The sequence below is a fragment of the Cupriavidus numazuensis genome (genome assembly GCF_905397435.1).
GTDB lineage: Bacteria > Pseudomonadota > Gammaproteobacteria > Burkholderiales > Burkholderiaceae > Cupriavidus > Cupriavidus numazuensis.
The window spans coordinates 43514-68760 of sequence record NZ_CAJPVI010000039.1 but is presented as its reverse complement, the minus strand read 5'-3'; the positions used below and the strand labels follow the sequence as shown (position 1 = coordinate 68760).

20 protein-coding genes are annotated in these 25247 nt (G+C 67.3%); 9 read left to right on the top strand and 11 right to left on the bottom strand.

Annotated features, from left to right (window positions below; genetic code table 11):
- The first annotated feature begins 55 nt into the window (after window positions 1-55).
- The 5 genes from KHO41_RS27070 to KHO41_RS27050 all read left to right on the top strand — a co-directional run bounded on the left by KHO41_RS27070 (window position 56) and on the right by KHO41_RS27050 (window position 7698).
- Window positions 56-3616, top strand: coding sequence for an indolepyruvate ferredoxin oxidoreductase family protein (locus KHO41_RS27070; protein ID WP_211956324.1), 3561 nt, complete (start codon window positions 56-58; stop codon window positions 3614-3616).
- Window positions 3617-3714: 98 nt separating this feature from the next.
- Complete coding sequence (locus KHO41_RS27065; RefSeq protein WP_211956323.1) at window positions 3715-4695, top strand: tripartite tricarboxylate transporter substrate binding protein; 981 nt, start codon at window positions 3715-3717, stop codon at window positions 4693-4695.
- Window positions 4696-4739: 44 nt separating this feature from the next.
- Entirely contained in the window at window positions 4740-5717 is a 978-nt protein-coding gene (locus KHO41_RS27060) for a Bug family tripartite tricarboxylate transporter substrate binding protein (protein WP_244874047.1), read from the top strand.
- Between the two features lie 99 nt (window positions 5718-5816).
- Complete coding sequence (locus KHO41_RS27055) at window positions 5817-7145, top strand: MFS transporter (protein WP_211956322.1); 1329 nt, start codon at window positions 5817-5819, stop codon at window positions 7143-7145.
- Between the two features lie 85 nt (window positions 7146-7230).
- Window positions 7231-7698, top strand: a complete 468-nt coding sequence (locus KHO41_RS27050) for a hypothetical protein (protein WP_211956321.1) — start codon at window positions 7231-7233, stop codon at window positions 7696-7698.
- Window positions 7699-7722: 24 nt separating this feature from the next.
- Here the strand turns inward: KHO41_RS27050 and KHO41_RS27045 are convergent, their stop codons facing one another.
- Both KHO41_RS27045 and KHO41_RS27040 read right to left on the bottom strand, forming a co-directional pair.
- Complete coding sequence (locus tag KHO41_RS27045; protein WP_211956320.1) at window positions 7723-8586, bottom strand: alpha/beta hydrolase; 864 nt, start codon at window positions 8584-8586, stop codon at window positions 7723-7725.
- Window positions 8587-8624: 38 nt separating this feature from the next.
- The gene (locus tag KHO41_RS27040) at window positions 8625-9899 is read right to left on the bottom strand and encodes an MFS transporter (RefSeq protein WP_211956319.1); all 1275 of its coding nucleotides are present in this window, start codon (window positions 9897-9899) and stop codon (window positions 8625-8627) included.
- Window positions 9900-10216: 317 nt separating this feature from the next.
- Between KHO41_RS27040 and KHO41_RS27035 the strand changes: the two genes are divergently transcribed.
- Together KHO41_RS27035 and KHO41_RS27030 are read left to right on the top strand one after the other, a co-directional pair.
- Window positions 10217-11212, top strand: coding sequence for a VOC family protein (locus KHO41_RS27035; RefSeq protein ID WP_244874046.1), 996 nt, complete (start codon window positions 10217-10219; stop codon window positions 11210-11212).
- A gap of 42 nt (window positions 11213-11254) precedes the next feature.
- Window positions 11255-12445, top strand: a complete 1191-nt coding sequence (locus KHO41_RS27030; RefSeq protein ID WP_244874045.1) for an FAD-dependent oxidoreductase — start codon at window positions 11255-11257, stop codon at window positions 12443-12445.
- Window positions 12446-13202: 757 nt separating this feature from the next.
- Here KHO41_RS27030 and KHO41_RS27025 read toward each other — a convergent pair.
- The 5 genes from KHO41_RS27025 to KHO41_RS27005 form a co-directional block, all read right to left on the bottom strand.
- Window positions 13203-14234, bottom strand: coding sequence for an AraC family transcriptional regulator (locus KHO41_RS27025; protein ID WP_211956318.1), 1032 nt, complete (start codon window positions 14232-14234; stop codon window positions 13203-13205).
- Window positions 14235-14514: 280 nt separating this feature from the next.
- Window positions 14515-15612, bottom strand: a complete 1098-nt coding sequence (locus tag KHO41_RS27020; RefSeq protein ID WP_211956317.1) for a CaiB/BaiF CoA transferase family protein — start codon at window positions 15610-15612, stop codon at window positions 14515-14517.
- Window positions 15613-15630: 18 nt separating this feature from the next.
- Window positions 15631-16629 carry a tripartite tricarboxylate transporter substrate-binding protein gene (locus KHO41_RS27015; RefSeq protein ID WP_211956316.1) on the bottom strand — a complete coding sequence of 333 codons (999 nt, stop codon included), beginning with the start codon at window positions 16627-16629 and terminating at the stop codon, window positions 15631-15633.
- 79 nt (window positions 16630-16708) lie between these two features.
- On the bottom strand, window positions 16709-17884 hold the full coding sequence (locus KHO41_RS27010; RefSeq protein ID WP_211956315.1) for an acyl-CoA dehydrogenase family protein: 1176 nt from the start codon (window positions 17882-17884) through the stop codon (window positions 16709-16711).
- 29 nt (window positions 17885-17913) lie between these two features.
- Window positions 17914-19467, bottom strand: coding sequence for an acyl-CoA synthetase (locus KHO41_RS27005; protein WP_211956314.1), 1554 nt, complete (start codon window positions 19465-19467; stop codon window positions 17914-17916).
- Between the two features lie 100 nt (window positions 19468-19567).
- On the opposite strand from KHO41_RS27005, the gene KHO41_RS27000 reads away from it, so the two are divergent.
- Window positions 19568-20458 carry a LysR family transcriptional regulator gene (locus tag KHO41_RS27000; RefSeq protein WP_211956313.1) on the top strand — a complete coding sequence of 297 codons (891 nt, stop codon included), beginning with the start codon at window positions 19568-19570 and terminating at the stop codon, window positions 20456-20458.
- 176 nt (window positions 20459-20634) lie between these two features.
- On the top strand, window positions 20635-21483 hold the full coding sequence (locus tag KHO41_RS26995; RefSeq protein WP_211956312.1) for an IclR family transcriptional regulator domain-containing protein: 849 nt from the start codon (window positions 20635-20637) through the stop codon (window positions 21481-21483).
- 44 nt (window positions 21484-21527) lie between these two features.
- Here KHO41_RS26995 and KHO41_RS26990 read toward each other — a convergent pair whose 3' ends face one another.
- The 4 genes from KHO41_RS26990 to KHO41_RS26975 all read right to left on the bottom strand — a co-directional run bounded on the left by KHO41_RS26990 (window position 21528) and on the right by KHO41_RS26975 (window position 25191).
- Entirely contained in the window at window positions 21528-22310 is a 783-nt protein-coding gene (locus tag KHO41_RS26990) for a flagellar brake protein (protein ID WP_211956311.1), read from the bottom strand.
- Between the two features lie 232 nt (window positions 22311-22542).
- Window positions 22543-23124 carry an RNA 2',3'-cyclic phosphodiesterase gene (thpR, locus tag KHO41_RS26985; RefSeq protein ID WP_211956310.1) on the bottom strand — a complete coding sequence of 194 codons (582 nt, stop codon included), beginning with the start codon at window positions 23122-23124 and terminating at the stop codon, window positions 22543-22545.
- Window positions 23125-23131: 7 nt separating this feature from the next.
- On the bottom strand, window positions 23132-23665 hold the full coding sequence (locus tag KHO41_RS26980; RefSeq protein ID WP_211956309.1) for a methylated-DNA--[protein]-cysteine S-methyltransferase: 534 nt from the start codon (window positions 23663-23665) through the stop codon (window positions 23132-23134).
- Entirely contained in the window at window positions 23662-25191 is a 1530-nt protein-coding gene (locus KHO41_RS26975; RefSeq protein WP_211956308.1) for a DNA-3-methyladenine glycosylase 2 family protein, read from the bottom strand. The genes KHO41_RS26980 and KHO41_RS26975 overlap by 4 nt, the downstream gene beginning before the upstream one ends.
- Window positions 25192-25247 lie beyond the last annotated feature (56 nt).

Sequence of the window (25247 nt, the reverse complement as noted above, 5' to 3'; positions counted from 1 at the left end):
TACCGGCAGACGCTGGCCGTCCGTACCCCACAAACACACTGGCTGAATCCGCCCCATGAACGCTCCAATTCTCCCCGACGCGGCCCGGAAGGCCATGGAAGCCGTCTCGATCGATGACAAGTACGCGCTCGAATCCGGCCGTGCCTACATGAGCGGCGTGCAGGCGCTGGTGCGCCTGCCGCTGCTGCAACGCCGGCGCGATGCCATGGCGGGCCACAACACCGCGGCCTTTATTTCCGGCTACCGCGGCTCGCCGCTCGGCAACTATGACCAGGCCATGTGGCAGGCGAAGAAGTACCTCGCCGACAACCATGTTGTGTTCAAGCCCGGCGTCAACGAAGAGCTCGGCGTCACGGCCGTGTGGGGATCGCAGCAACTGGACTTCGATGCGGAAAGCAAAAAGTACGACGGCGTCTTCGGCATCTGGTACGGCAAGGGCCCGGGCGTCGACCGCAGCGGCGATGCACTGAAGCACGCCAACCTGGCCGGCACGTCGCGCCTGGGCGGCGTGATCGCGCTTGCCGGCGACGACCACGTGTCCAAGAGCAGCACGCTCGCGCACCAGAGCGACCACACCTTCATGGCCTGCGGCCTGCCGGTGTTCTTCCCGTCGAACGTGCAGGACATCCTGGACCTGGGCGTGCACGCCTTCGCCATGAGCCGCTTCAGCGGCCTGTGGTCCGGCATGAAGACCGTGCAGGAAGTGGTGGAGTCCGGCTCGTCGGTCGTCACCGATTCGGACCGCGTGCGCATCCTGCTGCCGGAAGACTTCGCCGTGCCCGAGGGCGGCCTGCACATCCGCTGGCCGGACGACCCGCTCGCCGCCGAGGCGCGCATGATGGAGTTCAAGTGGCCCGCGGCGCTCGCCTATGTGCGTGCCAACCGACTGAACCGCAACGTGGTGGAAGGCCCGAACGACCGCTTCGGCATCATCGCCAGCGGCAAGGCCTACAGCGATACGCGCCAGGCGCTGCTGGACCTGGGTCTTGACGACGCCACCTGCCGCGCGCTCGGCATCCGCGTCCACAAGGTCAGCGTGGTATGGCCGCTGGAATCGCTCAGCGTGCGCGAGTTCGCGCATGGCCTGCGCGAAGTGCTGGTGGTCGAAGAAAAGCGTCCCATCATCGAGCAGCAACTCAAGGACGAGCTGTACCACTATCCCGAGCAGGCGCGCCCGGCCGTGTTCGGCAAGTACCACCACACCGAAGGCGCGGGCGGCGAATGGAGCCACGCGCGGCCGGCCGATGACTGGCTGCTGCGCGCCAAGGCCGATCTGTCGCCGGCGCTGGTGGCCAAGGCCATCGCGCAGCGTCTCAAGGCACTGGGCGTGCCCGCCGACGTGGCCGCTCGCATGGACGTTCGCCTGAAGGAAATCGAGGCCAAGGAACGCGCCACCGCACAGGGCGATTCGCGCGGCACCGACCGCCTGCCATGGTTCTGCCCGGGCTGCCCGCACAACACCAGCACCAAGGTGCCGGAAGGCTCCGTCGCGACGGCCGGCATCGGCTGCCACGGCATGGTGGTGTGGATGGACCGCTCGACCACGTCGTGGTCGCAGATGGGCGGTGAAGGCGTGCACTGGATGGGCCAGTCGGAATTCAGCAAGCGCAAGCACATGTTCGCCAACCTGGGCGACGGCACGTACAACCACTCGGGCCTGCTGGCGGTGCGCCAGTCGATCCACGCCGGCGTGAACATGACCTACAAGATCCTGTTCAACAGCGCGGTGGCCATGACCGGCGGCCAGCCGGTGGACGGCGGCGAGCTCGACGTCCCCGCGATGTCGCGCGAACTGCACGCCGAAGGCGCGCGCCAGATCGTGGTGGTCACGGACGAGCCGGAAAAGTACAAGGGCGTCGCCAACCTGGCAGCGGGCGTCACCGTGCGCCACCGCGACGAACTCGATACCGTGCAGCGCGAACTGCGTGAAGTGAGTGGCGTCACGGCGATCATCTACGACCAGACCTGCGCGACCAAGAAGCGCCGCGAACGCAAGCGCGGCACCATGGTCGACCCGGACAAGCGCGTGGTCATCAACGAGCTGGTATGCGAAGGCTGCGGCGACTGCTCGGTGGAAAGCAACTGCCTGGCCGTGCAACCGGTGGAAACCGAGTTCGGCCGCAAGCGCAAGGTGAACCAGGACACCTGCAACAAGGACTTCTCGTGCACCAAGGGCTTCTGCCCGAGCTTTGTCACGGTCGAGGGCGGCAAACTCAAGAAGCCGTCGACGAATGGCAAGACCAACTCCGTGCCGACCGACATCCCGCTGCCCGCGCTGCCTGAGGCGGCCCGCATCGTCGTGGCCGGCATCGGCGGCACCGGCATCGTGACCATCGGCGGCGTGCTGGGCATGGCCGCGCACCTGGAAGGCAAGGGCGTGATCACGCAGGACGCCACCGGCATGGCGCAGATGGGCGGTTCCACCTGGAGCCACATCCAGATCGCCGCGAGCCCCGATGCGCTACATGCGAGCCGCGTCGACATGGCCATGGCGGACCTGGTGATCGCCTGTGACACGGTGGTCGCGGCCAGCAAGGCAAGCATTGCCGCCATGTCGCCGCAGCGCACCTATGTCGTGCTCAACAGCCATGTGACCCCGACCGCCGCCTTCGTCAAGAACCCGGACTGGGACCCGCAGACCGAGGAAGCTGTCGGCCGCATCGCGCAGGCCGTGGGCCAGGGCCAGGTCGGCAGCTTCGACGCCGAGCAGGTGGCCAAGCAGGTGATGGGCCAGTCGATCTACGCGAACCTGATGATGCTCGGCTACGCATGGCAGAAGGGCCGCGTGCCGCTGTCGCATGACGCGATCATGCGTGCCATCGAACTGAACGGCGTGCAGATCGACAGCAACAAGGCGGCGTTCGAATGGGGCCGGATGTGCGCGCATGACATGTCGCGCGTGCCGGTGCGCGCGGCCAATGCCCAGGTGATCCAGTTCGTGCGCAAGCCGTCGCTGGATGACTTGCTCGCCCGCCACGTCGAGTTCCTGACCGGCTACCAGAACCGCGCCTACGCCGCGCAGTACGAAAGCTTCGTCGACCGCGTCAAGATCGCCGAATCGGTCATGGGCGGCACGCGCCTCACCGAAGCGGTGGCGCGCTCGCTGTTCAAGCTGATGGCCTACAAGGACGAGTACGAGGTGGCCCGCCTGCACACCGGCGCCGCGTTCCGCAAGCAGATCGAGTCGATGTTCGAAGGCAACGTGCGCCTGGTGCACCACCTTGCGCCGCCGCTGTTCGCGAAGAAGAACGACAAGGGCGAACTCGTCAAGGGCACGTATGGCCCGTGGATGCGCACTGCCTTCGGCGTGCTGGCCAGGTTCAAGGGCCTGCGCGGCACCGCATTCGACCCGTTCGGCTATACCGAAGAGCGCAAGGAAGAACGCGCGCTGATCGCCGAGTACCGCCGCGGCATCGAGGCGCTGCTGCCGAAGCTGTCGGCGCAGAACCTGGAGCTGGCGCTCGAGATCGCGCGGCTGCCGATGGACATACGCGGCTATGGCCACATCAAGGCGCGCAACCTCGCCGCCGTGCGGACGCGCTGGGAGCGGCTGACATCGCAATGGAAGCAAGGCGACGTACAGCGCGAAGCGACCCGGCCCACCGTGGCAGCCTGAAGACGAACGACGCAAGACGAAAAGCTGAAACGATTGGTGTAGCGAGTCCCCGCGACCTGAGACGCGGGGACCATCAGAAGACAACAAGGAGACTAGCCATGAAATCCGTACTGCACCGCATGGGTCATGCCCTGGGCGCCATTGCCCTCGTTGCGGGTGCCACCAGCGCCCTGGCGCAAGGCGGCTACCCGAATCGCCCCGTGCGCATCATCGTGCCGTGGCCGGCAGGTGGCGGCGTCGATACCGTCACGCGTACCGTGGCCGAGAAGATGACGGCGAGCCTGGGCCAGCAGTTCGTGATCGACAACCGGCCCGGCGCCACCGGCAATATCGGCGCCGGCATGGGCGCCAAGGCTGCGCCGGACGGCTACACGCTGCTGGTCGCCAGTGCGCCGATGGCCATCAATGCCAGCCTGCAGAAGAACCTGCCGTTCGACTTCGGCAAGGACTTCGCGCCGCTGGGACTGATGGCGAGCTCGCCCTACATGCTGGTCGTCAACCCGTCGGTGGCCGGATCGGTCAAGGACCTGGTGGCCCGCGCCAAGGCAGAGCCCGGCAAGCTCAGCTACGCATCGGTCGGCCCCGGCACGCAGCAGAACGTGGTCAGCGAGGTCTTCAAGGAGATGGCCCGCGTCGACATCGTCCACGCGCCCTACAAGGGTGGCCCGCAGGCCCTGACCGACATGGTGGGCGGCCACATCCACATGATGTTCCATGGCGTGCCGGCGGTGATGCCGTTCGTGAAGGGCGGCCAGCTCAAGGGCATCGCGGTGGCAAGCAAGCAGCGCCTGCCGCTGTTCCCCGACATCCCGACCATGGCGGAGGCCGGCTACCCGGGCATCGAGGCGAGCGAGTGGTATGGACTCGTGGCGCCGGCGGGGACGCCCAAGGACATCGTCGCGCTGCTGGGCAAGGAGATCGAAAAAGCGCTGAATGCGCCGGGCGTGCGCCAGCAGCTGGCCAGCAAGGGCTATGAGCCGGCCGCCGGCGGTTCGCCGGACCAGTTCGCGACCTTCATGGCCGCCGAGCAGAAGAAATGGGCGCTGGCCATCAAGCAGACCGGCTTCCGCCTGGAATGACGCACTAACGCAAACAGCAAAGCAAGCAGTCAAGGAGAGTGGTTGTGAAATCCCAGACGCAAGGCAGGCACAAGATGCTGGGCGCGATCGGGCTGGCCGTGATGATGGCGGGAGCCTGGGCACAGGGTTCGTACCCGAATCACCCCGTGAAACTCATCGTGCCGTGGCCCGCTGGCGGGAGTGTTGATATGGCCACGCGCGTGGTAGCCGAGCAGCTCGCCGTCAGCCTGGGGCAGCCCGTGGTGGTGGATAACCGCCCCGGTGCGGCCGGCAATATCGGCGCAGCAGCGGCAGCAAAGGCGGCGCCGGACGGATACACCCTGCTGGTGGCGACCACCCCGATGATCATCAACCGCAGCCTGTCCGGCAGCCCCACGGTGGACCTGTCGCGCGAGTTCGCGCCGATCGGTCAGCTGGTCAGCCTGAACTACGTCATGGTGGTCAATCCGGCCGTGGCCAGTTCGGTAAAGGATCTGGTAGCGAAGGCCAAAGCCCAGCCCGGGCGCTACAGCTACGCGTCTTCGGGGCCGGGCACGCAGCTTCACCTGATCGGCGAATCGTTCAAGCGGCAGGCCGGCGTGGACATCGTGCATGCGCCCTACAAAGGCGCGCCGCCGGCGCTGGCCGACGTGGTCGGTGGCCATGTGCAACTGATGTTCCCGGGCCTGCCGGTGGCCGAACCGCTGCTGCGCTCGGGACAGCTCAAGGCGCTCGCGGTGGTGAGCAAGCACCGGCTGCCGCAGTTGCCCGATGTGCCGACGCTTGCCGAGGCCGGCGTGCCGGGCATCGATACCACCGAATGGTACGGACTGGTCGCGCCCGCCGGCACGCCGCCGCAAATCATCGCGAGGCTGAGCCAGGCGCTGACCAGTGCGGTGGGCAAGCCAGCGGTGCGCGAGCGGCTGACCAGCCAGGGTTTCGAGCCCGTGGGCAGCACGCCGCAGGCATTCGCCGGCCTCATCGAGGCGGAACAGAAGGTATGGCCGCTTGCCGTCAGGCGCGCAGGACTCAAGCCCGAATAGCGGAGGCGCCGCCTGAGGCGGCGTCGCACTCAGATTCAGACGTCAACAACGCGGCAGCCATACATGGCTAACCGGACTGCCGCGCCCAGGAGACTTGCAATGCCTCTCGACCCGACCACCATGGTGGCGCCCACGCACCCGCCGATATCCGGCCAGGACGCGGAGCAGAAGAAGCCGATGTCGAAGGCATCGGCCATCACGGCCATCACCATCGGCGGTGCGCTGGAACTGTATGACTCCGGCGTGTACAACTTCTTCGCCACGCTGATCATTCCGCTCTACTTTCCCGTGGGCAATCCGCTGGGCCAGTTGCTGCTGTCCTTCGGCACGTTCGGCGCGGGCTACCTGATGCGCCCGCTCGGCGGGCTGGTGATCGGCGCCTACGCCGACCGCTATGGCCGCAAGCCCGCGGTGCTGCTGTCGATGTGGCTGATGGCGTTCAGCGCGCTGATCCTTGTCGTCACGCCGCCTTATGCGCAGCTTGGCATCATGGCGCCGATCCTGATGATCGTGGCGCGGCTGGTGCAGGGCTTCGCGATCGGCGGAGAAATGGGCTCGGCCACGGCCATGCTGATGGAGTATGCGGACGAAGGTTCACGCGGCTTCTACACCAGCTGGCAGACCGCCAGCCAGGGCATTGCCGCGGTGTTCGCCGCGCTGGTTGCGCTCGCGCTCAGCCATACGCTGAGCCCGGACGCGCTGGAACACTGGGGCTGGCGCGTGGCCTTCATGATCGGCATCCTGGTGATTCCCGTTGGCCAGGTCATCCGCCGCCGGCTGGAAGAAACGCTGGAGGCGCCTGCCCGCAAAAAGGCCGCGGCAGGCGGCTGGCAGCTGATGCGCGCGCACTGGCGCGAACTCGTGGCCAGCGTGCTGCTGATGACCGGCCTTGCCGCCGCCGTGCACCTGATTGCGTACTACCTGCCCAACTACGCTTCGTTCCAGCTCAACATCCCGCGCGGCGACGCGGTCTGGGCCGGCTTTGTCGCGGCAGGCATGATGGTGATCTTCGGGCCCATCGCAGGCTGGCTGAGCGACCGGGTCGGGCGCCGCACCATGGTGTGGTGGTCGCGTATCGCGCTGCTGGTGATGGCCTATCCGGCCTTCGTGCTGATCAACACCTTCCCGTCGCTGACCTGCCTGCTGGTGGTGGTCGGGTGCCTGGCCATCCCGATGGCGATGACCTCGCCCGCCACGCTGGTGCTGGTCAGCGAGGTGCTGCCCCAGCGCCTGCGCGCGACCGGCATGGCGGTGACCTACTACGTGGCCATCGCGGTATTCGGCGGCTTTGCGCAGCTGTTCTCGACCGTGCTGATCCACATGACGGGCAGCCCCAATGCGCCGGCGTTCTACCTGATCGGCTGCGGGCTGGTGTCGCTGATCGGGTTGAGGATGGTGCCGGAGACGCTGGGCCGGCGCCTCTCGTAGTGCCAGCCGGCGCCTGTCACCGGGCGCCGGTAGAATCGCGGCTTTGACCGCCGGGCAGCGCGCCCGGCACGCGCCGGAGCCGTACGTGCCCTTTATCCTGCTTGGCCTTGCCCTGATCGGGGCCCTGATCTACGGGCTGGTCCGTCTTTACCATGCCGTTGCCGACGCGGCCGGCACCCTTGCCGGTGCTGGCGCCGTCGGGCTCGCCATCGCGCTGCTGGCCGCACTGGTCGCCGATGGCGTGCGGCGCTGGCGCGCTATCCATGGCGTACGAAGGCAGGGCAAGCGCATCCTGTCGATCGACGGCGCATGGGGTAGCCTGCGCATCGATGCGGATCACAAGCTCGGCACGGTAGCGCTGGGCGATGCGCAATCGCGCTTCATCTTCGCCGACATCGCGGGCGCCGAGCCGGTCTCGGATGAGGGCGCGTGGGCGCTGGCCCTGCGGCTGGAGCACAATGCCCGGCCGCTCTGGCAGATCCCGATGCCCACGCGCACGCATGCGCGGCGGTGGGCGAAGATTCTCTCACTCGCGGCGCAGCAGAAGCTCTGACGGCGCTGGCGAACGCCGGCACGGCTAACGCGTAATCACCTCCGTCACCGCCGCGAGCCATGGATTGTCCGGGTCGCGAAAAATATCCAGCACATCGTAGTGATGCCGCCCGGTGACTGGCGGCAAGGCATGGACATCCCGCCAGTGCGCTGCGATCTGACGTGACTGCGCGTGAAAGCCTTCAGTCTCATCGCCGCCCACAAGCGTGTAGAGCGGTGCGGCGCTCGCGCGCGTCTGGTGTGCCGGACTCAGGCGCCGCGCGGTGGCGGCGTCCAGGCCAAGCGCATGGTTGATGCTCGTCCCGACCAGTGGCCCGAGATCGAACAGGCCGCTGATGGCAATGGCACCGCGCAGTTCCCCGCCATCCTCGCCTTGATTCACGCCATGCGCGGTCAGCATCATCGCAGCGAGATGGCCGCCTGCCGAGTGGCCCATCACGTGCAGGCGGTGCGGGTCGATGCCGAACCGTGGCGCGTTGCGGCGCAGCCAGTGCAGGGCCTTGGCCGTCTGCGCCACCATGCGGTCCAGCGTGGCACCCGGCGCCAGCGAATAGTTGTTGGCCGCAACGGCGATGCCGGCCCTGACGAGTTCCGGCGCCACGAACGACACATCGCGCCTGTCGCCGGCCTGCCAATAGCCGCCATGGACGAACATCACCGCCGGCGCGCCGGCCTGTGCGGCCGGAAAGACGTCCATGCGCTCGTCCGGATCGTCGCCAAAGGCGAGATCGGGCAGGTGCGCGAGGCCAGCCCGCGCCTGCGCCGCGTAGCGTTGCCAGGCCGCCATCTGGTCCAGCGCATCGGGATGCCGCAAGCGCAGGTTGTAATTGGCCTCCGCTTCTGAATTCAACGGGCGGCCGCAGTCAGTTCGCGATTCGCAAGTGCTCATGACGTGATCTCCACGGGTGTGGTCCGCACTGGGGCGCATCAATGCGCCACCACGGCGGCCGGTTCCGCGCGGCGTTCGCCAGCGAGCATCAGCAACGCGAGCAGGACCGCCACCTCGACCGCCAGGAAGGCCATGAATGCCGCGGTGAACGAGTGCGTCACGTCGATCACGAAGCCCATCAGCGTGGGCGCGATGAACGTGGAGACGATGCCGCCCAGTTCCGCGTAGCCGATCGCAGTGGCCGCCAGCGCTTCTCCGTAGCGCTCGCTCACGAGACTGAAAATGGCGCCGCCCGACAGCACGGTCGCGCCGCTCAGGCCGGCGATCGTCAGCAGCATCGCCCACGGCATCGCGTAGTACGTCGCTGCCACGAAGCTCAGCGCCGAAGCCACCGAAAGCAGCGCGCCGAGCTTCAGCATGGCCACGCGCGGCATGCGGTCCGACAGCCAGCCGCCGATCAGCAGGAACGCCACCTGCGACAGCCCCATCAGCGTGCCGACCAGCGCGGCATTGGCCACCGGCATGCCTTGTTGCTGGATGAACGCCGGCACCACCCAGGTGGCGGTGGCCGCCAGCGCGAAGGTATCTCCGAAGATCGCAAGCCAGCCTACGTAGATCCAGCGCGAGCGGAAAATGTGCGACAGCGGCACGTTGGCCGCATGATGGTCGACGTCCGGGCCGGCTTGCCAGCGGAATGCGGGGAAGCCGATCTCGCGCGGGCTGCCCTTGATCGTCAACAATCCGAGCAGGCCGACCACCAGCGTCAGCACACCCAGTGCGAGCAAGAACACGCGCCACCCGAGCGCCGCGGCCACGGGGATGCCGATGGCGAAATCGAGCGTGATCGCCAGGCTGAACGCGGCCAGCAGCACGCCCATGGTGGCGCCGTGGCGCTCCGAGGGGAACCAGGCGACGATCAGCTTCATCGTGCCGACCCAGACCGCGGCATCGAAAAAGCCGATCAGCAGCCGCGCCGCCACGAGCTCGGTGAAACTGCTCGCTGCCGCCTGCGCCAGCATGAATGCCCCAGTACCTAGCAGCCCGATTGCGAACAGCCGGCGCGCGGACCAGCGCCGCGCAAACGGTGACCAGAACAGCATGCCGAGGCAGTACGTGATGGCGAAGGCGCCCTGCACGAACCCCGCCTGCGTCGGGCTCAGGTGCAGCGCCTCGGTCACGAATGTCATCACCGCCGCGAAGCCATACCAGTCTCCGGCGAGAAACAACTCGCCGAGCACGCCGATGCCAAGCGCGTAGTACTGCCAGTTGCGGATCTTGCGGCGCTGCGCCGCGTTTGCCTGCGTCCAAAGCATGGGGGTTCCTCCTGTCTTGTCACCGTCTGTGTGCCGGCCCGTGTCGCCGTAAGCCGTCTCTGTGTTTTGTGCCGCCCTGCGCGTCCGTGCATCCCGGCAGCGTCCGTACGGAGCGGTGAAGGCATTGTTGGGCAACGCGCGGGGCGTCGCAGTCCGGAAACCGCAGCGAACATCCGCATACCGCAACGATCTGGCGGCGGCTGTCCGCGACAGTGCAGAGCGTCGATAAGATGGCCTCGCACCTGCCGCCATCGGTTCGCCGTGCGGGCCCGGCAGGACATTCCTCATCCAGGCACTTCAGAAAGGAGCCAAAGACAATGACGTCGATGTCGTCCCCCGCGCCGGCCAGGCCCGGCACTTTCTTCGCCCCGCGCCGCCTCGGCCACGTCAACCTGTGGGTGGACAACCTTGGCGTGTCCGAGACCTTCTATCGCGATGTGTGCGGACTGAAAGTGGAGTTCTGGGAGCCGGACCTGCAAGCCACGTTCCTCGGCACCGGCCATACCCCGCACGATCTGGGCATGATGAAGACGACCGGCGGCGTGGACCGCTACGGCCGTAATGGCCTGCTGCAGCTGCCGGGCACCATCGGCCTGAAGCCCGGCCTGAACCATCTCGCATGGGAGCTCGAGAACGAAGCCGCGCTCGTGCAGGCGTGGCGCCGCCTGAACGCTGCCTGCGTGCCGCTGGACCTGACGGTCGACCATCAGGTGGCGCACAGCGTCTACCTGTTCGATCCCGATCACAACTACAACGAGTTCTACTGCGATACCGTGAAGGACTGGCGCTCCGTACTGTCGGGCGAAATGGAACTGCTCACGAGCACGTGGGACCCGGACGCGGCCGAGCCGTCCACGGTCGGCCTCTACGATGACGCCCCCGTGCTGCGCCGCGTGGATGGCGCCAGCGTGCAGCCGCGCCGCATCACCCATGCCGTGCTGAAGACGCCGCGCTTCGACGCCATGCTCGACTTCTACACGCGCATCGGCGGCCTGCAGGTCGTGCATCGTGCGGCGGGCATCGCCTATCTCGGCGCCAGCGTCGCGGCGTATCCGTACAATTTGGTGCTCGTCGCGGGCGACCAGGCGCAATATCACCATGCCGCATTCGAACTGGATGATGAAGCCGCGCTGGACGCGGCGCTCGCAGCACTGCGTGCCCGCGGCATCACGCCCGAGCGGGTGGTCGATGTGCCTTGGAAGCACGCGTTGTTCCTGCGCGATCCCGACGGCCAGTACAGCGAGTGGTACGTCCGGCGCGCCGCCACGCCGGCGCCTTTGCCCGCGGATCCTGACGCTGCCTGGCTGGCGTGAGCCGCCCTGAGCGCACCCATACCGAACACTGGAGGAACAACCATGAACAAGGCACTGTCAGCGATCATCGCCGGAGGCGGACTGGGCGGCCTCGCCACCGCCGCGGCACTGGCCCAGCGCGGCTGGGACGTGACCGTCTACGAACGTCAGCCCGCACTGCGCGCGGCCGGCTCGGGCATCTATATCTGGGAAAACGGCCTGCGCGTACTGGAAGCGCTGGGCGCCTGCGAAGACGCCGTGCGCGATGCCTTCCACGGCCGCTGCTTCGAGCAGCGCGACAACCTTGGCGGCATTATCGAGTCAGCGCCCATCGCCGCCGGCAAGCGCCTGATCACCGTCAAGCGCAGCCAGCTGCTCGATGCCCTGCGCGACGCGAGCCTGCGCGCCGGCGTCAAGGTGGTCACTTCCGCCGAGATCATTGGCGCCACGCCGCGCGGCGAACTGCGTTTCGCGAACGGCGACATCGCCCGCGCCGACCTGGCTGTCGGCGTAGATGGCATCTGGTCGCGCGTGCGAGAGGCGTTGGGGCTGGAGATGTATCACCAGCAGACCGAAGAAGGCGCGCTGCGCACGGTGATCGACAGCCGACCCGGCGACATTCCCGAAGCGGATGCCGGCAAGTACATCGAGAACTGGAACGGCACGCGGCGCTTGCTCATCACGCCGATCAACGCGCAGCAGATCTACCTCGCGCTGACCTGCACCGAGAGCGACCGCGCCGCGCGCGACACCAACATCGACAAGGCGCTCTGGAGCGCGGCCTTCCCGCAATGGCGGCATCTGATCGAACGCATCGGCAATGAAGTGAGCTGGGGCGTGTACAGCATCATCAAGTGCAGTGCATGGTCGGCAGGACGCACGGTGATCCTGGGCGACGCCGCGCATGCGCAGCCGCCCAACCTTGGCCAGGGTGGCGGCATGGCGATGCAGAATGGTCTCGCGCTGGGCGTTGCGCTCGAAGGCGTGCAGCATGCCGAGCAGATTCCGGCCGCGCTGGAGGCGTGGGAAGCGCGCGAGCGTCCGCTGGTGGACCACTGTCAGAAGTGGTCGACGTTGTATGGGGAGGTGGCGTTCCTGCCGGATGCCGTGCGTACCGCGACGATTCGTGGGGCGATGGGGAATGCGTGGGTGTCGGAGCAGATTTTCCGTGCGGCGAATCATGTGCCGAGTGGGACGATCGGGTTCGTGCCGCAGGGCGCCGCGTGCAAGGTGGGAGATGAGGTGCACGTTTGACGTAAAGGTCGGGGGCGGGGTTGTCGTGCTTGGCATGCGCTGCTGTTTCGCCGGCATAGCCGGCGACCTACTTTTGCCCGAGCGGAAAAAGTAGGCAAAAGCGCGTCAGGCGGCCCTAACGGGCGAATATTGATCGTAGTGTGCTGAGGGTGTTGTACGGGTATGGGCTTCAGAGTTTTTCTGGCTGCCTGCCGCGTGGGGCACCACCGTGAGGGGAATTACAGCGCTGATTGAACGAGCCCCGAAACTGCCCGTGGCCCCTGCTGCTAGCGATATCGTGCAATCGCCTTCGGCTGCGCTGCGCGCAGAGTCCTAGTCTGAGCGCGCGGGCCGCAGGCGAACCGCGCCTCGGCGACGACGCCCCGCGCGCATGTGCCATGCGCGAAGACTTGAAGATCTCGAAGGCCAGCGAAGTTGATGTCGGTTGCCGACCGACTACGACGTGCGCGCAGCGCAGCCGACGGCGTCCCAACCAATAACGCTGTACCAATGCGTGGTCGGGGGTCGTCCAAAAATGGGTTTCGCCAGCCGCGGTCCCTGACTCACTGCGCGTAGCAGGTTCGAACGACTGGCCACCGTGGCAGGCGTCCAAAGCCGTTTGAACCACTGCCGCCGCGGAATTGATGCCAGCGGCTAGCGACGCGTTTCTTGCCTACTTCTTGTCGCTTGGACAAGAAGTAGGTCGCCGGCTACGCCGGCGAAACAGCAGCGCCTGCCAAGAACGACACCCCAGCGCAATCCAGAAGCCCATCCTCCCTTACCCCCTCGCCCTTCTAACCGTCTCCTGCGGCCTCTCCCCAAACCGTTCCCCGTAATACTGCGCAAACCGCCCGTAATGAAAAAACCCCCACTGCAACGCCAGCTGCGTCAGATTCGCCGACGCCGGGTCGCCCGACAATAGCGCCTGCCCCACACGCTGCAGCCGCAGTTCCCGCAGGTACCCCATCGGCGTCTGGTCATAGGTCTCGCGAAAGGCCGTGAACAGCGCACGACTGCTCACGCCCACCGCCGCCGCAAGCGCATCCATCGTCACCGCATCGGCCGCATGCGCCTCAAGGTATTCCACCGCACGGCGGACATAGGCCGGCGCGACCGCCGGACGCGTGCGCGAGATCTCGAAGCGGTGCGAGAGATTGTGTGAGTGCGCGTACAGCAGCGTGTCGATCAGCATCTGCTCGATATGCGCGCAATAGATCGGGTTGTCCAGCAACGGCGAAAACCCCGCGCCGCCGTCCAGCACATGCCGCAGCGTGCTCGTCAACGCGCGTCCCGCATGGCCCGAGAGGTCGAGACCAAGATCGAAACTGACGGCTTCCTTTGGCTGATAGCCGAGGTGCGCCGCGCATGAGCGGTCGATCATGCCCTGGTCGATGCGCACAATGAGCTGCGACAGCGTCGGCGCCAGATTCAGGTGCACGGGCTTGTCCGGCGACATCACCGCGGCATGCGCGGTGTCTCCGTCGAGCGTCTCGCCTCCGCAGCGGTACTGCCCGCCGCCGCGCAGCGGGATTTCCACCAGCACGAAGCCTTCGAAGCAATCGGGCTCGACCTTGACCTCGGCGCCGTACTCGAGGAAGAACATCGACAGGCGCCCGACGCGCGTCGAATACAGGCGCGTCTCAAGCGTGCGCGCCGGGTCGCGCAATTGCATTGCATGGGGCTTGAAGGCACGACCGACCATTTCGGTAACCTGGTCGAAGTCCTGCACCCGGTCCAGTTCGCGATTCCACCCCTGCAGGGCGGCATGCGAGGAATTCAGTTCCGATGGAAAAACACAGGTGGCACTCATGGCTTGCGAGGGGGCGTATGGATCTCGCCTGCGCTGACCGTCTGTCGCGGTGTCGCAGGCATTGTGACGCCTTCCTCAGGCAAGAAGCAGACCACCGTCACGCCACAGCGCGGCTGGCCGGTAGCGAGGAACGGCACCACAATTATTCCCGGTTCACACACCAGCAACATTGGGGAAACTCCCCACGGCCATGCTGACCAGAGTGCCTCACGCTCCGGCCGATGGAGACCGACTGTGATGCCGGAGGGACATGCAAGCGCTTCCCTTGCTCACGCGACCCTCAACCGCACGCTCCACCCAGCGGCGGCACCGTGTCATCACTATCCGGCAGCCCCAACGAGAACTTCACCGGAAACCGCAGCGTGATCGCATCCTCATCATGCAGATGACGAACTGTCCCGCGCGCCTGAACGTGCGGATCATCGAACAGTTCGCGTGCCCCAAGCGCGGGCGAGAACGGCACATCCACGGCGGCGAATGTGTCCGACCACGCGGCCAGCGTGCGCGTGCGAAAGATCTCCTGCAACAGACCATGCACTTCGGCCTTGTGCTGCTGCCGACCCGGCCGTTGCGCAAAGCGCGGATCGCGCAATGCGGGGAAGGTCTCGCCGAGCGCTTCACAGAGGTTTCCCCAGAACTTGTTTTCCAGGATGCCAAGCGCCAGGTGGCGGCCATCGCGCGTCTCAAACAGGTCGTTGTCCGGCATCACCATCGGCGCATCGGCAGGCCTCTCTTCGTAGCCACGCGCGCCCCATGCGCCGTGCGCGGTCCATGACAGGATCGCATCGTGGATCGCTACGTCGAGATGCTGGCCGCGGCCGTTCTGGCGCGCGCTCATGATCGCCACTGCCAGCGACAGCGCCGCATAGCCCGACGCCGCATAGTCCGAGATGCGCGCACGCGGCCGCGACACCTTGTCGTGCACCTGCACCGGCACCGACCAGTAGCCGGCGAGCGCCAGGTAATTGAGGTCATGGCCGGCATGGTCCGCGTACGGACCTTCCTGCCCGAAGCCGGAGACCGAGCACAGCACGATGGCCGGGTTGACCGCGGCCAGCGCCTCGTAGTCGAGTCCAAGCCGCCGCATCACGCCCGGGCGGAAACCCTCCACCACCGCATCCGCATCGCGCACCAGCGCAAGGAAAGCCTCGCGACCCTGCGCCGACTTCAGGTCGAGCGCCACGGACTGCTTGCCGCGGTTGAACTGCGCAAACACCGCCTTGCCGAGCTGGCGCGAGGTGTCGCCCGTGCCGGGCTGCTCCACCTTGATCACGTCCGCGCCAAGCTGCATCAGCAGGCTGGTGGCATGCGGGCCGGGCAGCAACTGGCTGACGTCGATGATCTTCACGTCCCTGAGGCAGGACCACTCTGGTTTCATCGCAACGCTCCGTAAAGTTCAACCGACATCGGCAAGCATGCCGATCGAACGCATCAGCGCGCCGTAGCGTGCGCTATCGGCGGCGACCATGTCGCGGAACTGGGCCGGCGAGGCACTGCGCCGCATTTCGCCGGCATTGGCCTTGATCTGCGCGTCCAGGCGGCCGCTCGCCTGCACTTCAGTGACGGCGGCAAACAGCCGCTGGGTCAGCGCCGGCGGGAAGTTCGCGGGCGCGAACAGGCCGCCCCAGTTGTCGATCACAAACCCCGGCGGCAGGACCTCGGCAAGCGTCGGCACGTCGGGAAAGTACGGCGAGCGCGATGACGACGACACCGCCAGCGCCCGCACCTGTCCGTTGCGCACGTACTGCGTGGCCGTCGCGAGCACCGGCATGCCGAACTGGGTCTGGTGGCTCAGCATGGCAGACACGATTTCCGGCGCGCCCTTGTACGGAATGTGGACGGCTTCGCAGCCGGTCTGGTGCAGCAGCGCTTCGACCGCCAGATGGGCGATGCTGCCCTTGCCGCCGGAGCCGTAGTTGAGCTTGCCCGGCGCCTTCTTCATCGCCTGGATCAGTTCGCCGGCAGTGCGGTATGGGGAATCGGCCGGCACCACCAGTGCGGTGGGGCCGCCCGAGATCGCGGCAATCGGCGTGAAGTCGCGTGCCGCGTCGTACGGCGCATTGCGGTACATGTGCACGTTGATCACGTGCGTATTGGCCAGCATGCCCAGCGTGTAGCCGTCTGGCGCCGCACGCTTGAGCGCGCCGGCACCGATGATGCCGCCCGCGCCGGGCATGTTCTCCACGATCAGCGGCTGTCCGAGCCGGGCGCCCAGTTCCGACGAAAGCATCCGCGCCGAGTTGTCGGGCGAGCTGCCGGCGATGAACGGAACGATCAGCCGGATCGGCCGGGTCGGATAGGCAGCGGTGGATGCGGGGGCGGCAGCGCGCGCCGGGGCCAGCATTGCGCTGACCGCGGCGGCGCCTGTGGTGGCAAGCCATTGTCGGCGGTTCATGGTTGTCTCCGTGGCTGGCGGGCAGTGTCCTGCGCCGCCTTGTGTCTGGGTATGTCGATGCCGTGCCGTGGGCAGGCGGCTACTTCGTCGCGGGTTCGAGGATCGCCTTGGCGATGGTATTGCGCTGGATCTCGCTGGTACCCGTGAACACGCGGAACATGCGCAGCTTGCGGAACGCCTGCTCGACCGGATGGCCGCGCGTGACGCCCACGTTGCCGTGGATCTGCACGGCCTTGTCGGCGACCTCAAAGCAGCGCTCCGAGACAAACAGCTTGCATGCCGCGGCCTTCATGCGCAGGTCCGCACCGGCATCGGCCAGCGCGGCGGTCTGCGCGATCATGCTCTCGCAGGCCCACAGCGCCGCCGCCATGTCCGCCAGCATGTGCTGGATGGCCTGGAAGCGCGCGATCGGGCCGCCGAACTGGCGCCGCCTGCCCGCGTATTCCAGCGACGAGCGATACGCGCTGGTGGCCAGCCCGAGCATGGACGGGCAATGCAGCAGCCGGTTCACGTTGATGCGCGACATGCCCAGCTTGAAGCCGTTGCCCTCGCCGCCGAGGATGTTGGCGCGCGGCACGCGCACGTTGTCGAAGGCGATGTCGGCATCGATATGCTGGCCCGACATCGGCACGTAGGCCTGCGTGACCGTCACGCCCGGCAGGTCCAGGTCCACCAGCACGGCGCTGATCGCGGGCGGTGACACGCTTGCGTCGGTGACGCACATGACGATGGCGAAGCTCGCGAACGGCGCGCCGCTGATGTAGTGCTTGCTGCCGTTGATGACGAGTGTGTCGCCATCGGCCACGGCGGTGGTCGCGATGCTCTGGGCGTCGGAGCCCGAATGCGTTTCGGTGAGCGCGAAGCAGGTCGACTTCTCGCCGCGGATCACGGGCAGGAAGTAGCGGTCGAGCTGTTCCGGCGTCGCGTACCTGAGCATATTGCCCACGCGCGGCGGCCCGCCCAGGTCGCCCAGCACGTGCGGCGCCAGCACGCAGCCGCTCGCGGCAAGGTCTGCCTTGAGCGCGCATTGCTCGGCAATGTTGAGGCCCTTGCCGCCCAGCGCCACCGGTAGGCAAGCGGCATAGAGGCCGAGCTCGCTGGAGCGGCGCCACACGTGGCGCAGGGTGTCGACCGGCCACGGGTCTTCCGAGCCCAGGCCGAGTTCGCGCTCGAGCGGGAGCAGTTCTTCGTCGATAAAGCGCCGGACAGCGGCGCGCGTCTCGGTCAGCAGCGGGTTGGTCAGGTATTCGAACATGGTGGCTTCCTCAGCGTCCTAGGGCTTTCTCAGTTCACGCGGCGCGACGCGCCCTGCCAGTACGGCTCGCGCACCAGCTTGCGGGCCAGCTTGCCGCTGGCGTTCTTGGGCAGTTCGTCGACGAAGTCCACCGAGCGCGGCGACTTGTAGTCGGCAATCCGTTCGCGGCAATGCGCGATCAGCGACTGGGCGCTGGCCTGCCGGCCCGGGCGCAGCGTGACCACGGCCTTGACGCTCTCACCCCAGGTCTCGTCGGGCACGCTGATCACGCAGGCCTCCAGCACGTCGGGGTGCTGGTACAGCGTGGCTTCGACCTCGGTCGGGTAGACGTTGAAGCCGCCGGAAATGATCATGTCTTTCTTGCGGTCCACCAGGTACAGGTAGCCCTGCGCGTCGACGCGCGCCATGTCGCCGGTACGCAGCCAGCCATCGACGAGCACTTCCTGCGTCAGCGCGGGCTCGCCCCAGTAGCCCTGGAACACGTCCTCGCCGCGGATCACCAGTTCGCCGATCTCGCCGACGGCCACCTCGCGGCCCTGATCGTCGACCACGCGCACCTCGGTCTCGCCGAGCGCGCGGCCGCATGAGGCCAGCCGCTCCGGGCACGACGCGATGGCCTGCGCATGGTCGGCCGTGGACAGGCGCGTGACGCCCGAGGTTGACTCGCTCGCGCCGTAGCCCTGCGACAGGATGGGACCGATGCGCTCCCACGCTTCGCGGATGCGCGCCGGTGCCATCGGCGCGGCGCCATAGGCGAGCGTCCGCAGGCTGCGCAGGTCCGCACTGGCCAGCGTGGGCTCGGCCAGCAGCATGTTGATCATGGCCGGAACCATGAACACGTGCGTGATGCGCAGGCGCGCGACCTCGGCCAGGAAATCCGCCGGCTCGAATTTCTCGAACAGCACCAGCGTGGCGCCGCAATACAGGTAAGGCTGCATCAACATGCCGGACGCGTGCGTGACCGGCCCGATCAGCGCCAGGCGGTCGCCGGGCCGCGGCGGGCTGTCCATGCCCATCAGCATCTTGCGCAGCGCCGCCAGGCGGTTGCCGTAGCTCTGCATGGCGGCCTTGATCTTGCCGGTCGAGCCGGACGAGAAATGCAGCACGGCAAGATCGCCGGGTGCCGGGGTGATCTCGGGCAACTCGGTGCCGCCCTGGGCCAGCAGCGCCTCATAGGCGGCGTAGCCGGCCGCATCCTTGCCGATGGCGACGAACGTTTCCACCGAGCCGAAGCCGCGCGTGGCGGGCGAATAGCCGGTGTAGCCCGGCCCGGCGATCAGCACGCGCGGCTGGCAGTTTTCCACCACGTCGGACGCCTCGGCGGCCGTAAAGCGCGGGTTGAGTGCCGCCTTCACCAGGCCGGCCTTGTACAGCGCGCATTCGATTTCCACCAGTTCCGGCCGGTTGCGCGACTGCACCGCCACGCGGTCGCCCTGGCGCAGGCCCATCGCGAGCAGCGCGTTGGCCAGCCGCGTCGAGCGTTCGTCGAGTTCGCGGTAGGTCAGGACCTGGTCGCGGTAGAGGACGGCCGGCAGGTCGCCCCAGTAGCGCGCGGCGCGGCGCAGGAAATATGCAAAGCCCATCGGCGTCTCCATGCTGTATGTCTGGATGAAGTCTGTAAGATGAGCGCCATCACCACAATGCAGGCTTGGCTATAAAGTCATAACCAACGGGAATGCAGGCATGGAGACACGGGATATCGAATACATCCTGGCCGTGGAGCGGTGCGGCGGCATCGGCCGCGCCGCCGAGTCGCTGGGCATTACCCAGCCGGCGCTGACCAAGGCAGTGCAGCGCGTCGAGGCGCAGGTGGGCCTGCCGCTGTTCGAGCGCACCGCCAACGGCATGAGTACCACGCACGCGGGCCGGCACTTTATCGAGCGCGCGCGCCGCATCCAGCTCGAATACGAGGATGCGCTGAAGGAGATGCAGGGCATCCGCACCGGCGAACTGGGCGTGCTGCGGCTGGGATACTCGCCGTCGCTGCCCAACGCGATCGTGCTGGACGCCTGCCGTCAGTTGCTGAGGGAGCGCCCGGTGGCCCGCCTGAAGTTGCGCCGCCGCTTGGCGCGCGACTTGATGGACCTGCTCGCGGCCGGCGAACTGGACATCGCCGTGGCACCGGTGCCGCGGCAGGCCACCGACATCCTGGCCATTGAAGAGCTGTTCGACGACCGCCTGGTGGTGGTGGCCGATGAAACCCATCCGCTGCAGCAGCGGCGCAACCTGAGCCTGGCCGACCTGTGCGGCCAGGAGTGGCTGCTGCCGGAGGGGCATATCGTGCTGCGCCAGCAGGTCGACGAGGCCTTCCGCCGGCAAGGGCTGCCGCCCCCGGCGATGCGTGTGGAAGTGGACTTCGGCACCGCCTCGCTGTTCGCGCTGGTCCGCGGCACGCCCATGCTGAGCGTATCGAGCGGCCACGCCGAAGCCGGGCTGCCCGGCCTGAAGCCGCTTGACGTGGGGCTGGAAGCACTTGACCTGCGGCGGCGCATCGGCGTGGTGACGCGCGCGGGCGCCTACCTGTCGCCGCTGGCGCAACGTATGGCCGCGCTGCTGCGCGAACAGGTCGGATGATCGGACTCCTGAGCGGACTGCCGAGAATGCCGCCTTACCTCCAGCTGGCAGAGTCGCGCTTTCGGCGCTGAAACACCGGGTATACAGGGCGTCCTTGCCCCATTCCTGCGAAACCACTGGCCCGCGGCGCCGACTCCGTTTAAGATTGCGCGATTATCGAACAAAGCAAATCAAAGATGGAGACCACCCGCCCCCTTGGTATTGGCCAGGCCCAGGCCGATACCGTCCGCGTTGCCTATCCCCAGTCTGATCTGCTCAGCAGTTTCTCCGGCGATCCGAACTTCATGCTGTCGCTCGCACGCGGCCTGACCGTGCTGGAGGCGTTTTCGGAGCGCAAGCGTCCGCTGACGATCTCGCAGGTGGCGCAGCGCACGCAGTTGTCGCGCGCGTCGGTGCGCCGCTGCCTGTACACGCTGGAGCAGCTCGGCTACGTCAGCCAGCAGGACGGGCAGTTCGCGCTGCGCCCGCGCGTGCTGCACCTCGGGCATGCGTATTTCTCGTCGACGTCGATGGTTTCGCTATCGCAGCCGATCCTGGACAACCTGAGCGCGCGCATCCACGAGACCTGCACGCTGGCCATCCTGGACGGCACCGACATCCTCTACTTGGTGCGTTCGGAAGTGCAGCGCGTGGTCAATTACTCGCTCGGCATGGGCAGCCGGCTGCCGGCCTACTGCACGTCGAACGGGCGCCTGCTGCTGGCGCACCAGCCGGCGTCGGTGCTCGACGGCTTCTTCGAGCATGCCGACCTGCGCCCGCGCACGCTGCAAACCAAGGTATCGCGCCAGGAGCTGGAAGCGTGCTTCGAGCGGGCCCGCGAACTGGACTACGTGATCGTCGATGAAGAGCTCGAACCGGGCCTGCGTGCCATGGCGGTGCCAGTGCGTTCGGCCGCGGGCATCGTACTGGCCGGCATCAGCGTGAGCGTGCGCGCGGCCAAGGTGACGGAAGCGGAAATGGTGTCGCGCCTGCTGCCGCCGATGCGCGAAGCCGCGGCGGCCATTGGCCGCCTGATCACGTCCTGATCCCGTCCTGACCGCGCCGCGGTTCGCTGAGGCTGCTTGCGGCCTCAGCCGCGGTGCGCGAGCTCCAGCGCAAACACCAGGCGCTGCAGGAAATTCTCCACGCGGCCGTCGGGGTTCACGAAGGCGCAGCCATAGTGATGGATCGCGCTCCCGTCGTTGCCCACCAGCCAGTGGCCAACGATCTGGAGATCAATGTCGAGCTTGCCCAGCTCGCGGAAATCCAGGCGGCAGCGGCTCACCGTCGTGCCCACGGGCAAGCGGTCTTCGCCCACCGTCTTCGAACGCAGGCCCACGCCGGACAGCGACAGGTCGGCAATATCGAGCGACAGCACGCTGTTGTCCGGGTTGCGGACTTCACAGCGGTAGCCCTTGGTCACCAGCGTGCGCGCGCGGAAATGCCGGCGGCGCTGGAAGTGGTAAAGCTTCTCCGGAAACGCGGCGGTAAAGGCCGGACGGTCGTCGTGGCGCGTGGCCGCCGGACGGCCGACCACGAAGTTGACCGGCACGCCGCGCAGCAGGCCCGAAAACGCGTTCTCGTCCGACGTCATCAGCGACTGGCGTTCGGCATCCGCATTGCACCAGTCGAAGATGAAGGTCCGGTTGACCGGGTCCATGTGCAGGATCGACGTCACGAACTGATGGCCGGTGCGCGTGCGCACGGTGATCAGGCACTTCTGCCAGGACAGGTCGCGCAACACTGTGCCGATCTGCGACGTATGGGTCAGCCGGTAGCGCTCGTCCGGCTGCGCAGTGCCTGCCTCCTCATCGATATCGTCTTGCTGGCCGTCGCCGGCTTGGGTGGATTCGGGAAATTCTTGGAGGCTCATGGAATCACGCAACATCAGGATGGCAGCGCACCGCGCGCGTTCACATTCAGGGGGGCGGCGCGGCAGGATCGGCATGCGGCCGAGCGCCGCATATTAAGGGGACGCTGCGTTCGACGGCAAGACTCATGGGATGGGCTTCGGCAATCTGTGGCAAAACTTGAGCACAGACTTCCGGGGGGTAGCGTTCACGCCGCTTTCGCGCTGTCGGCGCGCGGATTTCGTCAGTTCTCCGTCACGCAGAAATGGGTACGCTCGCTGTCGCTGGGGGATCGTCCGGTGCAACGAGCGGCCACGACCCGATCGCAGCATGTGTCGCGCCCTGCCGATCGAGGCGGCTCTCGTACAGCACAAAGCGCCGCGCGTGCCAAGGCGGCACGGCCATGTCGCGGTGATTGGCCAGCCATTCGCGTTGCAGCACTTCCGGCGCCGTGGGACGGCAGCGCGCAAGGGTCAGGTGCGGGCGAAACTGCCGCGGCTCCGGCGCGATACCGGCGGACTGCAGCGCGGCGGTGACGGCCACATAAAGCGCATCGAGTTCAGGGGTCGGCGCCATTCCTGCCCACAGCACGTTGCCCTGCCGGCCGCGAAAGCGACCGACGCCAGCCACGTTCAACGTAAAGTCCGCCGCACGGACGGTGTCGAGCGCGCCGCGGATATGCTCGGCCTGCTCCGCGTCGCATTCCCCGAGAAAGCGCAAGGTCAGGTGCACCTGACCGGTCGGTGCAGCGCGGATGCCGCTGGCCGTCGGCACGCTCTTCACCAGCCGCGCCGCTATCTCAGGCGGCGTGTCGACGGCGATGAACAGGCGTGCCACGCCGGGCCTAGGCGAAGGCGAGCGCGGACTGTTGCAGGATCGGCAGGCGCGCTGCGGCAGCGTGGCCTTCGATCCGGAGCAGCGCGCGCTTGCGGTCGGTGCCGCCGGCGTAGCCGGTCAGGTCGCCGGCCGCGCCAAGCACGCGATGGCACGGCACAATCACCGATACGGGGTTGCGCCCCACCGCGCCGCCGACCGCGCGCGCATGACCGGGCGGCAGCCCGAGCTGCCCGGCGAGGTCGCCATAGGACAACGTCTCGCCGAACGGGATCGCGCGCAGCGCCTCCCACACGCGCGTCTGGAAGTCCGTGCCGACGAGGCGCATCGGCACCGAGAAAGCTTCGAGCGAGCCGTCGAAGTACGCGGCAATCTGCCTGGCGGTCTCGTCGAAGATGCCAGCCGCGCGTTCCGGCACCACACCGGGCAATGCAGCGGCCGGATAGTACTTCTGCCCCTCGAAATAGACGCCCGTCAGGAAGCTGTCCTGCACCCGCAGCAGCATGGCGCCGAGCGGGCTGTCGATCTGGCGGTAGCTGATCATGTCGTCACCTCGATATCGGAATTAGCAGTAGTCATGTCCGGGAAAGGTATCACTGCGGCATCGCCCTGGGTTTTCATCGCTTCATAGCGATGCCACAAGTGGATGGCCGCATAGGCGCGCCATGGCGCCCACTGCGCGGTGCGCGCCTGCATGGCCCGTACGGTGTTGACACCGAGCACCTTGCGCAACGCGTAATCGGTCCCCGGAAATGCATCGGGCCAGCCCAATGCGCGCATCGCGACGTATTGCGCGGTCCAGTCGCCGATTCCGTCGATCTCGCACAGCGCCGCCACGGTCTGCTCGGGCGGCATATGCGGCTCCAGTGGCAGCTCGCCACTGGCAACGCGTTGGGCCAGCGCGCGCAGCGTACGCAGCTTGCCCGGCGACACGCCCGCAGCGGCCATGTCAACGTCCGGCAACGCGGCCAGCGCAGCGGCAGACGGAAAGCAGTGCTGTAGCGGCGCGCATCCGTCGATCGGCATGGCGGGCGCCGGCAGGCCATCGCCCGCGGCCTGCGCGAGCCGCGCCAGGATGCGCCGCGCCTGCACCACGGAAATCACCTGGCCAATCACGGCGCGCACGGCGATCTCGAATCCGTCGACGCTGCCCGGCAGCCGCATGCCCGGTACATCGCTGGCCAACTCCCCCAGGTGGCGGTCGACGATATCGGGCCGGCAGCCAAGATCGCACAGCCGGCGCACCTTGCCCAGCGCTTGCGGAATCACGCGCGCGAGCGACGCCGACAGTGTCACGCGCAGCACGAGCCGCCCCGGCACATGATCAAGGCGCACCCAGCCGCGATGCATGGTGCCGCCACTCTCGACCGACAGCGTGCGCGCATACGCGCCATCGCGCACCTGTTCGATCCCGTTGACAGCGCGCACCGCCAGAAAGCCCAGCAGCGCCTCCCATGCGAGCGGCGGCCGGTAGCCGAGTTCGAACACCAGCCGGTCGGCCACGCCGTCCGACGCGCGCTTGCGCAATGCCATGGGCGTGAGGCCATAGCGTGTGCGCAGCACGTCGTTGAAGCGCCGCACGCTGCCAAACCCGGCGGCCAGTGCCACTTCGGTCACGGGCAGCGCAGTATCGGTCAGCAAGCGCTTGGCCAGCAGCAGGCGCTGCGTCTGCACGTACTCGAGCACCGACACACCGAACTGCGCGGTGAACAGGCGATGCAGATGGCGTTCGGTCACGCCGATGCGTCCGGCAAGCGCAGCCACGCCGGCATCGGCCATGAAGCCTTCGTCGATCAGCGTTGCTGCGGCTTGCGCAAGGCGGCCCGAGATATCGGCCAGCCCATGGCCGGGCGCGAGTTCCGGGCGGCAACGCAGGCATGGACGGAAGCCGTGCTTCTCCGCCGCCGCGGCGCTTTCGTAGAACGTGCAGTTCTCGCGCTTCGGGGTACGCACCGCGCACACGGGCCGGCAGTAGATGCCCGTGGACGACACGCCGACGAAGAAGCGGCCGTCGAAGCGCCGGTCGTGCGAGGCCACGGCCTTGTAGCAGGTGTCGGGATCGAGTTCCATGCATGCATGCTACCGCGCCAGGCACCCATGCACGCGCTGGATTCGGACATTCCCCT

Bases quoted from the DNA above. Each gene is read 5' to 3' on its own strand.
- KHO41_RS27070 (WP_211956324.1), top strand. From the start codon at position 56: ATGAACGCTCCAATTCTCCCCGACGCGGCCCGGAAGGCCATGGAAGCC.
- KHO41_RS27065 (WP_211956323.1), top strand. From the start codon at position 3,715: ATGAAATCCGTACTGCACCGCATGGGTCATGCCCTGGGCGCCATTGCC.
- KHO41_RS27055 (WP_211956322.1), top strand. From the start codon at position 5,817: ATGCCTCTCGACCCGACCACCATGGTGGCGCCCACGCACCCGCCGATA.
- KHO41_RS27045 (WP_211956320.1), bottom strand. From the start codon at position 8,586: ATGAGCACTTGCGAATCGCGAACTGACTGCGGCCGCCCGTTGAATTCA.
- KHO41_RS27040 (WP_211956319.1), bottom strand. From the start codon at position 9,899: ATGCTTTGGACGCAGGCAAACGCGGCGCAGCGCCGCAAGATCCGCAAC.
- KHO41_RS27035 (WP_244874046.1), top strand. From the start codon at position 10,217: ATGACGTCGATGTCGTCCCCCGCGCCGGCCAGGCCCGGCACTTTCTTC.
- KHO41_RS27030 (WP_244874045.1), top strand. From the start codon at position 11,255: ATGAACAAGGCACTGTCAGCGATCATCGCCGGAGGCGGACTGGGCGGC.
- KHO41_RS27025 (WP_211956318.1), bottom strand. From the start codon at position 14,234: ATGAGTGCCACCTGTGTTTTTCCATCGGAACTGAATTCCTCGCATGCC.
- KHO41_RS27020 (WP_211956317.1), bottom strand. From the start codon at position 15,612: ATGAAACCAGAGTGGTCCTGCCTCAGGGACGTGAAGATCATCGACGTC.
- KHO41_RS27015 (WP_211956316.1), bottom strand. From the start codon at position 16,629: ATGAACCGCCGACAATGGCTTGCCACCACAGGCGCCGCCGCGGTCAGC.
- KHO41_RS27010 (WP_211956315.1), bottom strand. From the start codon at position 17,884: ATGTTCGAATACCTGACCAACCCGCTGCTGACCGAGACGCGCGCCGCT.
- KHO41_RS27005 (WP_211956314.1), bottom strand. From the start codon at position 19,467: ATGGGCTTTGCATATTTCCTGCGCCGCGCCGCGCGCTACTGGGGCGAC.
- KHO41_RS27000 (WP_211956313.1), top strand. From the start codon at position 19,568: ATGGAGACACGGGATATCGAATACATCCTGGCCGTGGAGCGGTGCGGC.
- KHO41_RS26995 (WP_211956312.1), top strand. From the start codon at position 20,635: ATGGAGACCACCCGCCCCCTTGGTATTGGCCAGGCCCAGGCCGATACC.
- KHO41_RS26990 (WP_211956311.1), bottom strand. From the start codon at position 22,310: ATGAGCCTCCAAGAATTTCCCGAATCCACCCAAGCCGGCGACGGCCAG.
- KHO41_RS26980 (WP_211956309.1), bottom strand. From the start codon at position 23,665: ATGATCAGCTACCGCCAGATCGACAGCCCGCTCGGCGCCATGCTGCTG.
- KHO41_RS26975 (WP_211956308.1), bottom strand. From the start codon at position 25,191: ATGGAACTCGATCCCGACACCTGCTACAAGGCCGTGGCCTCGCACGAC.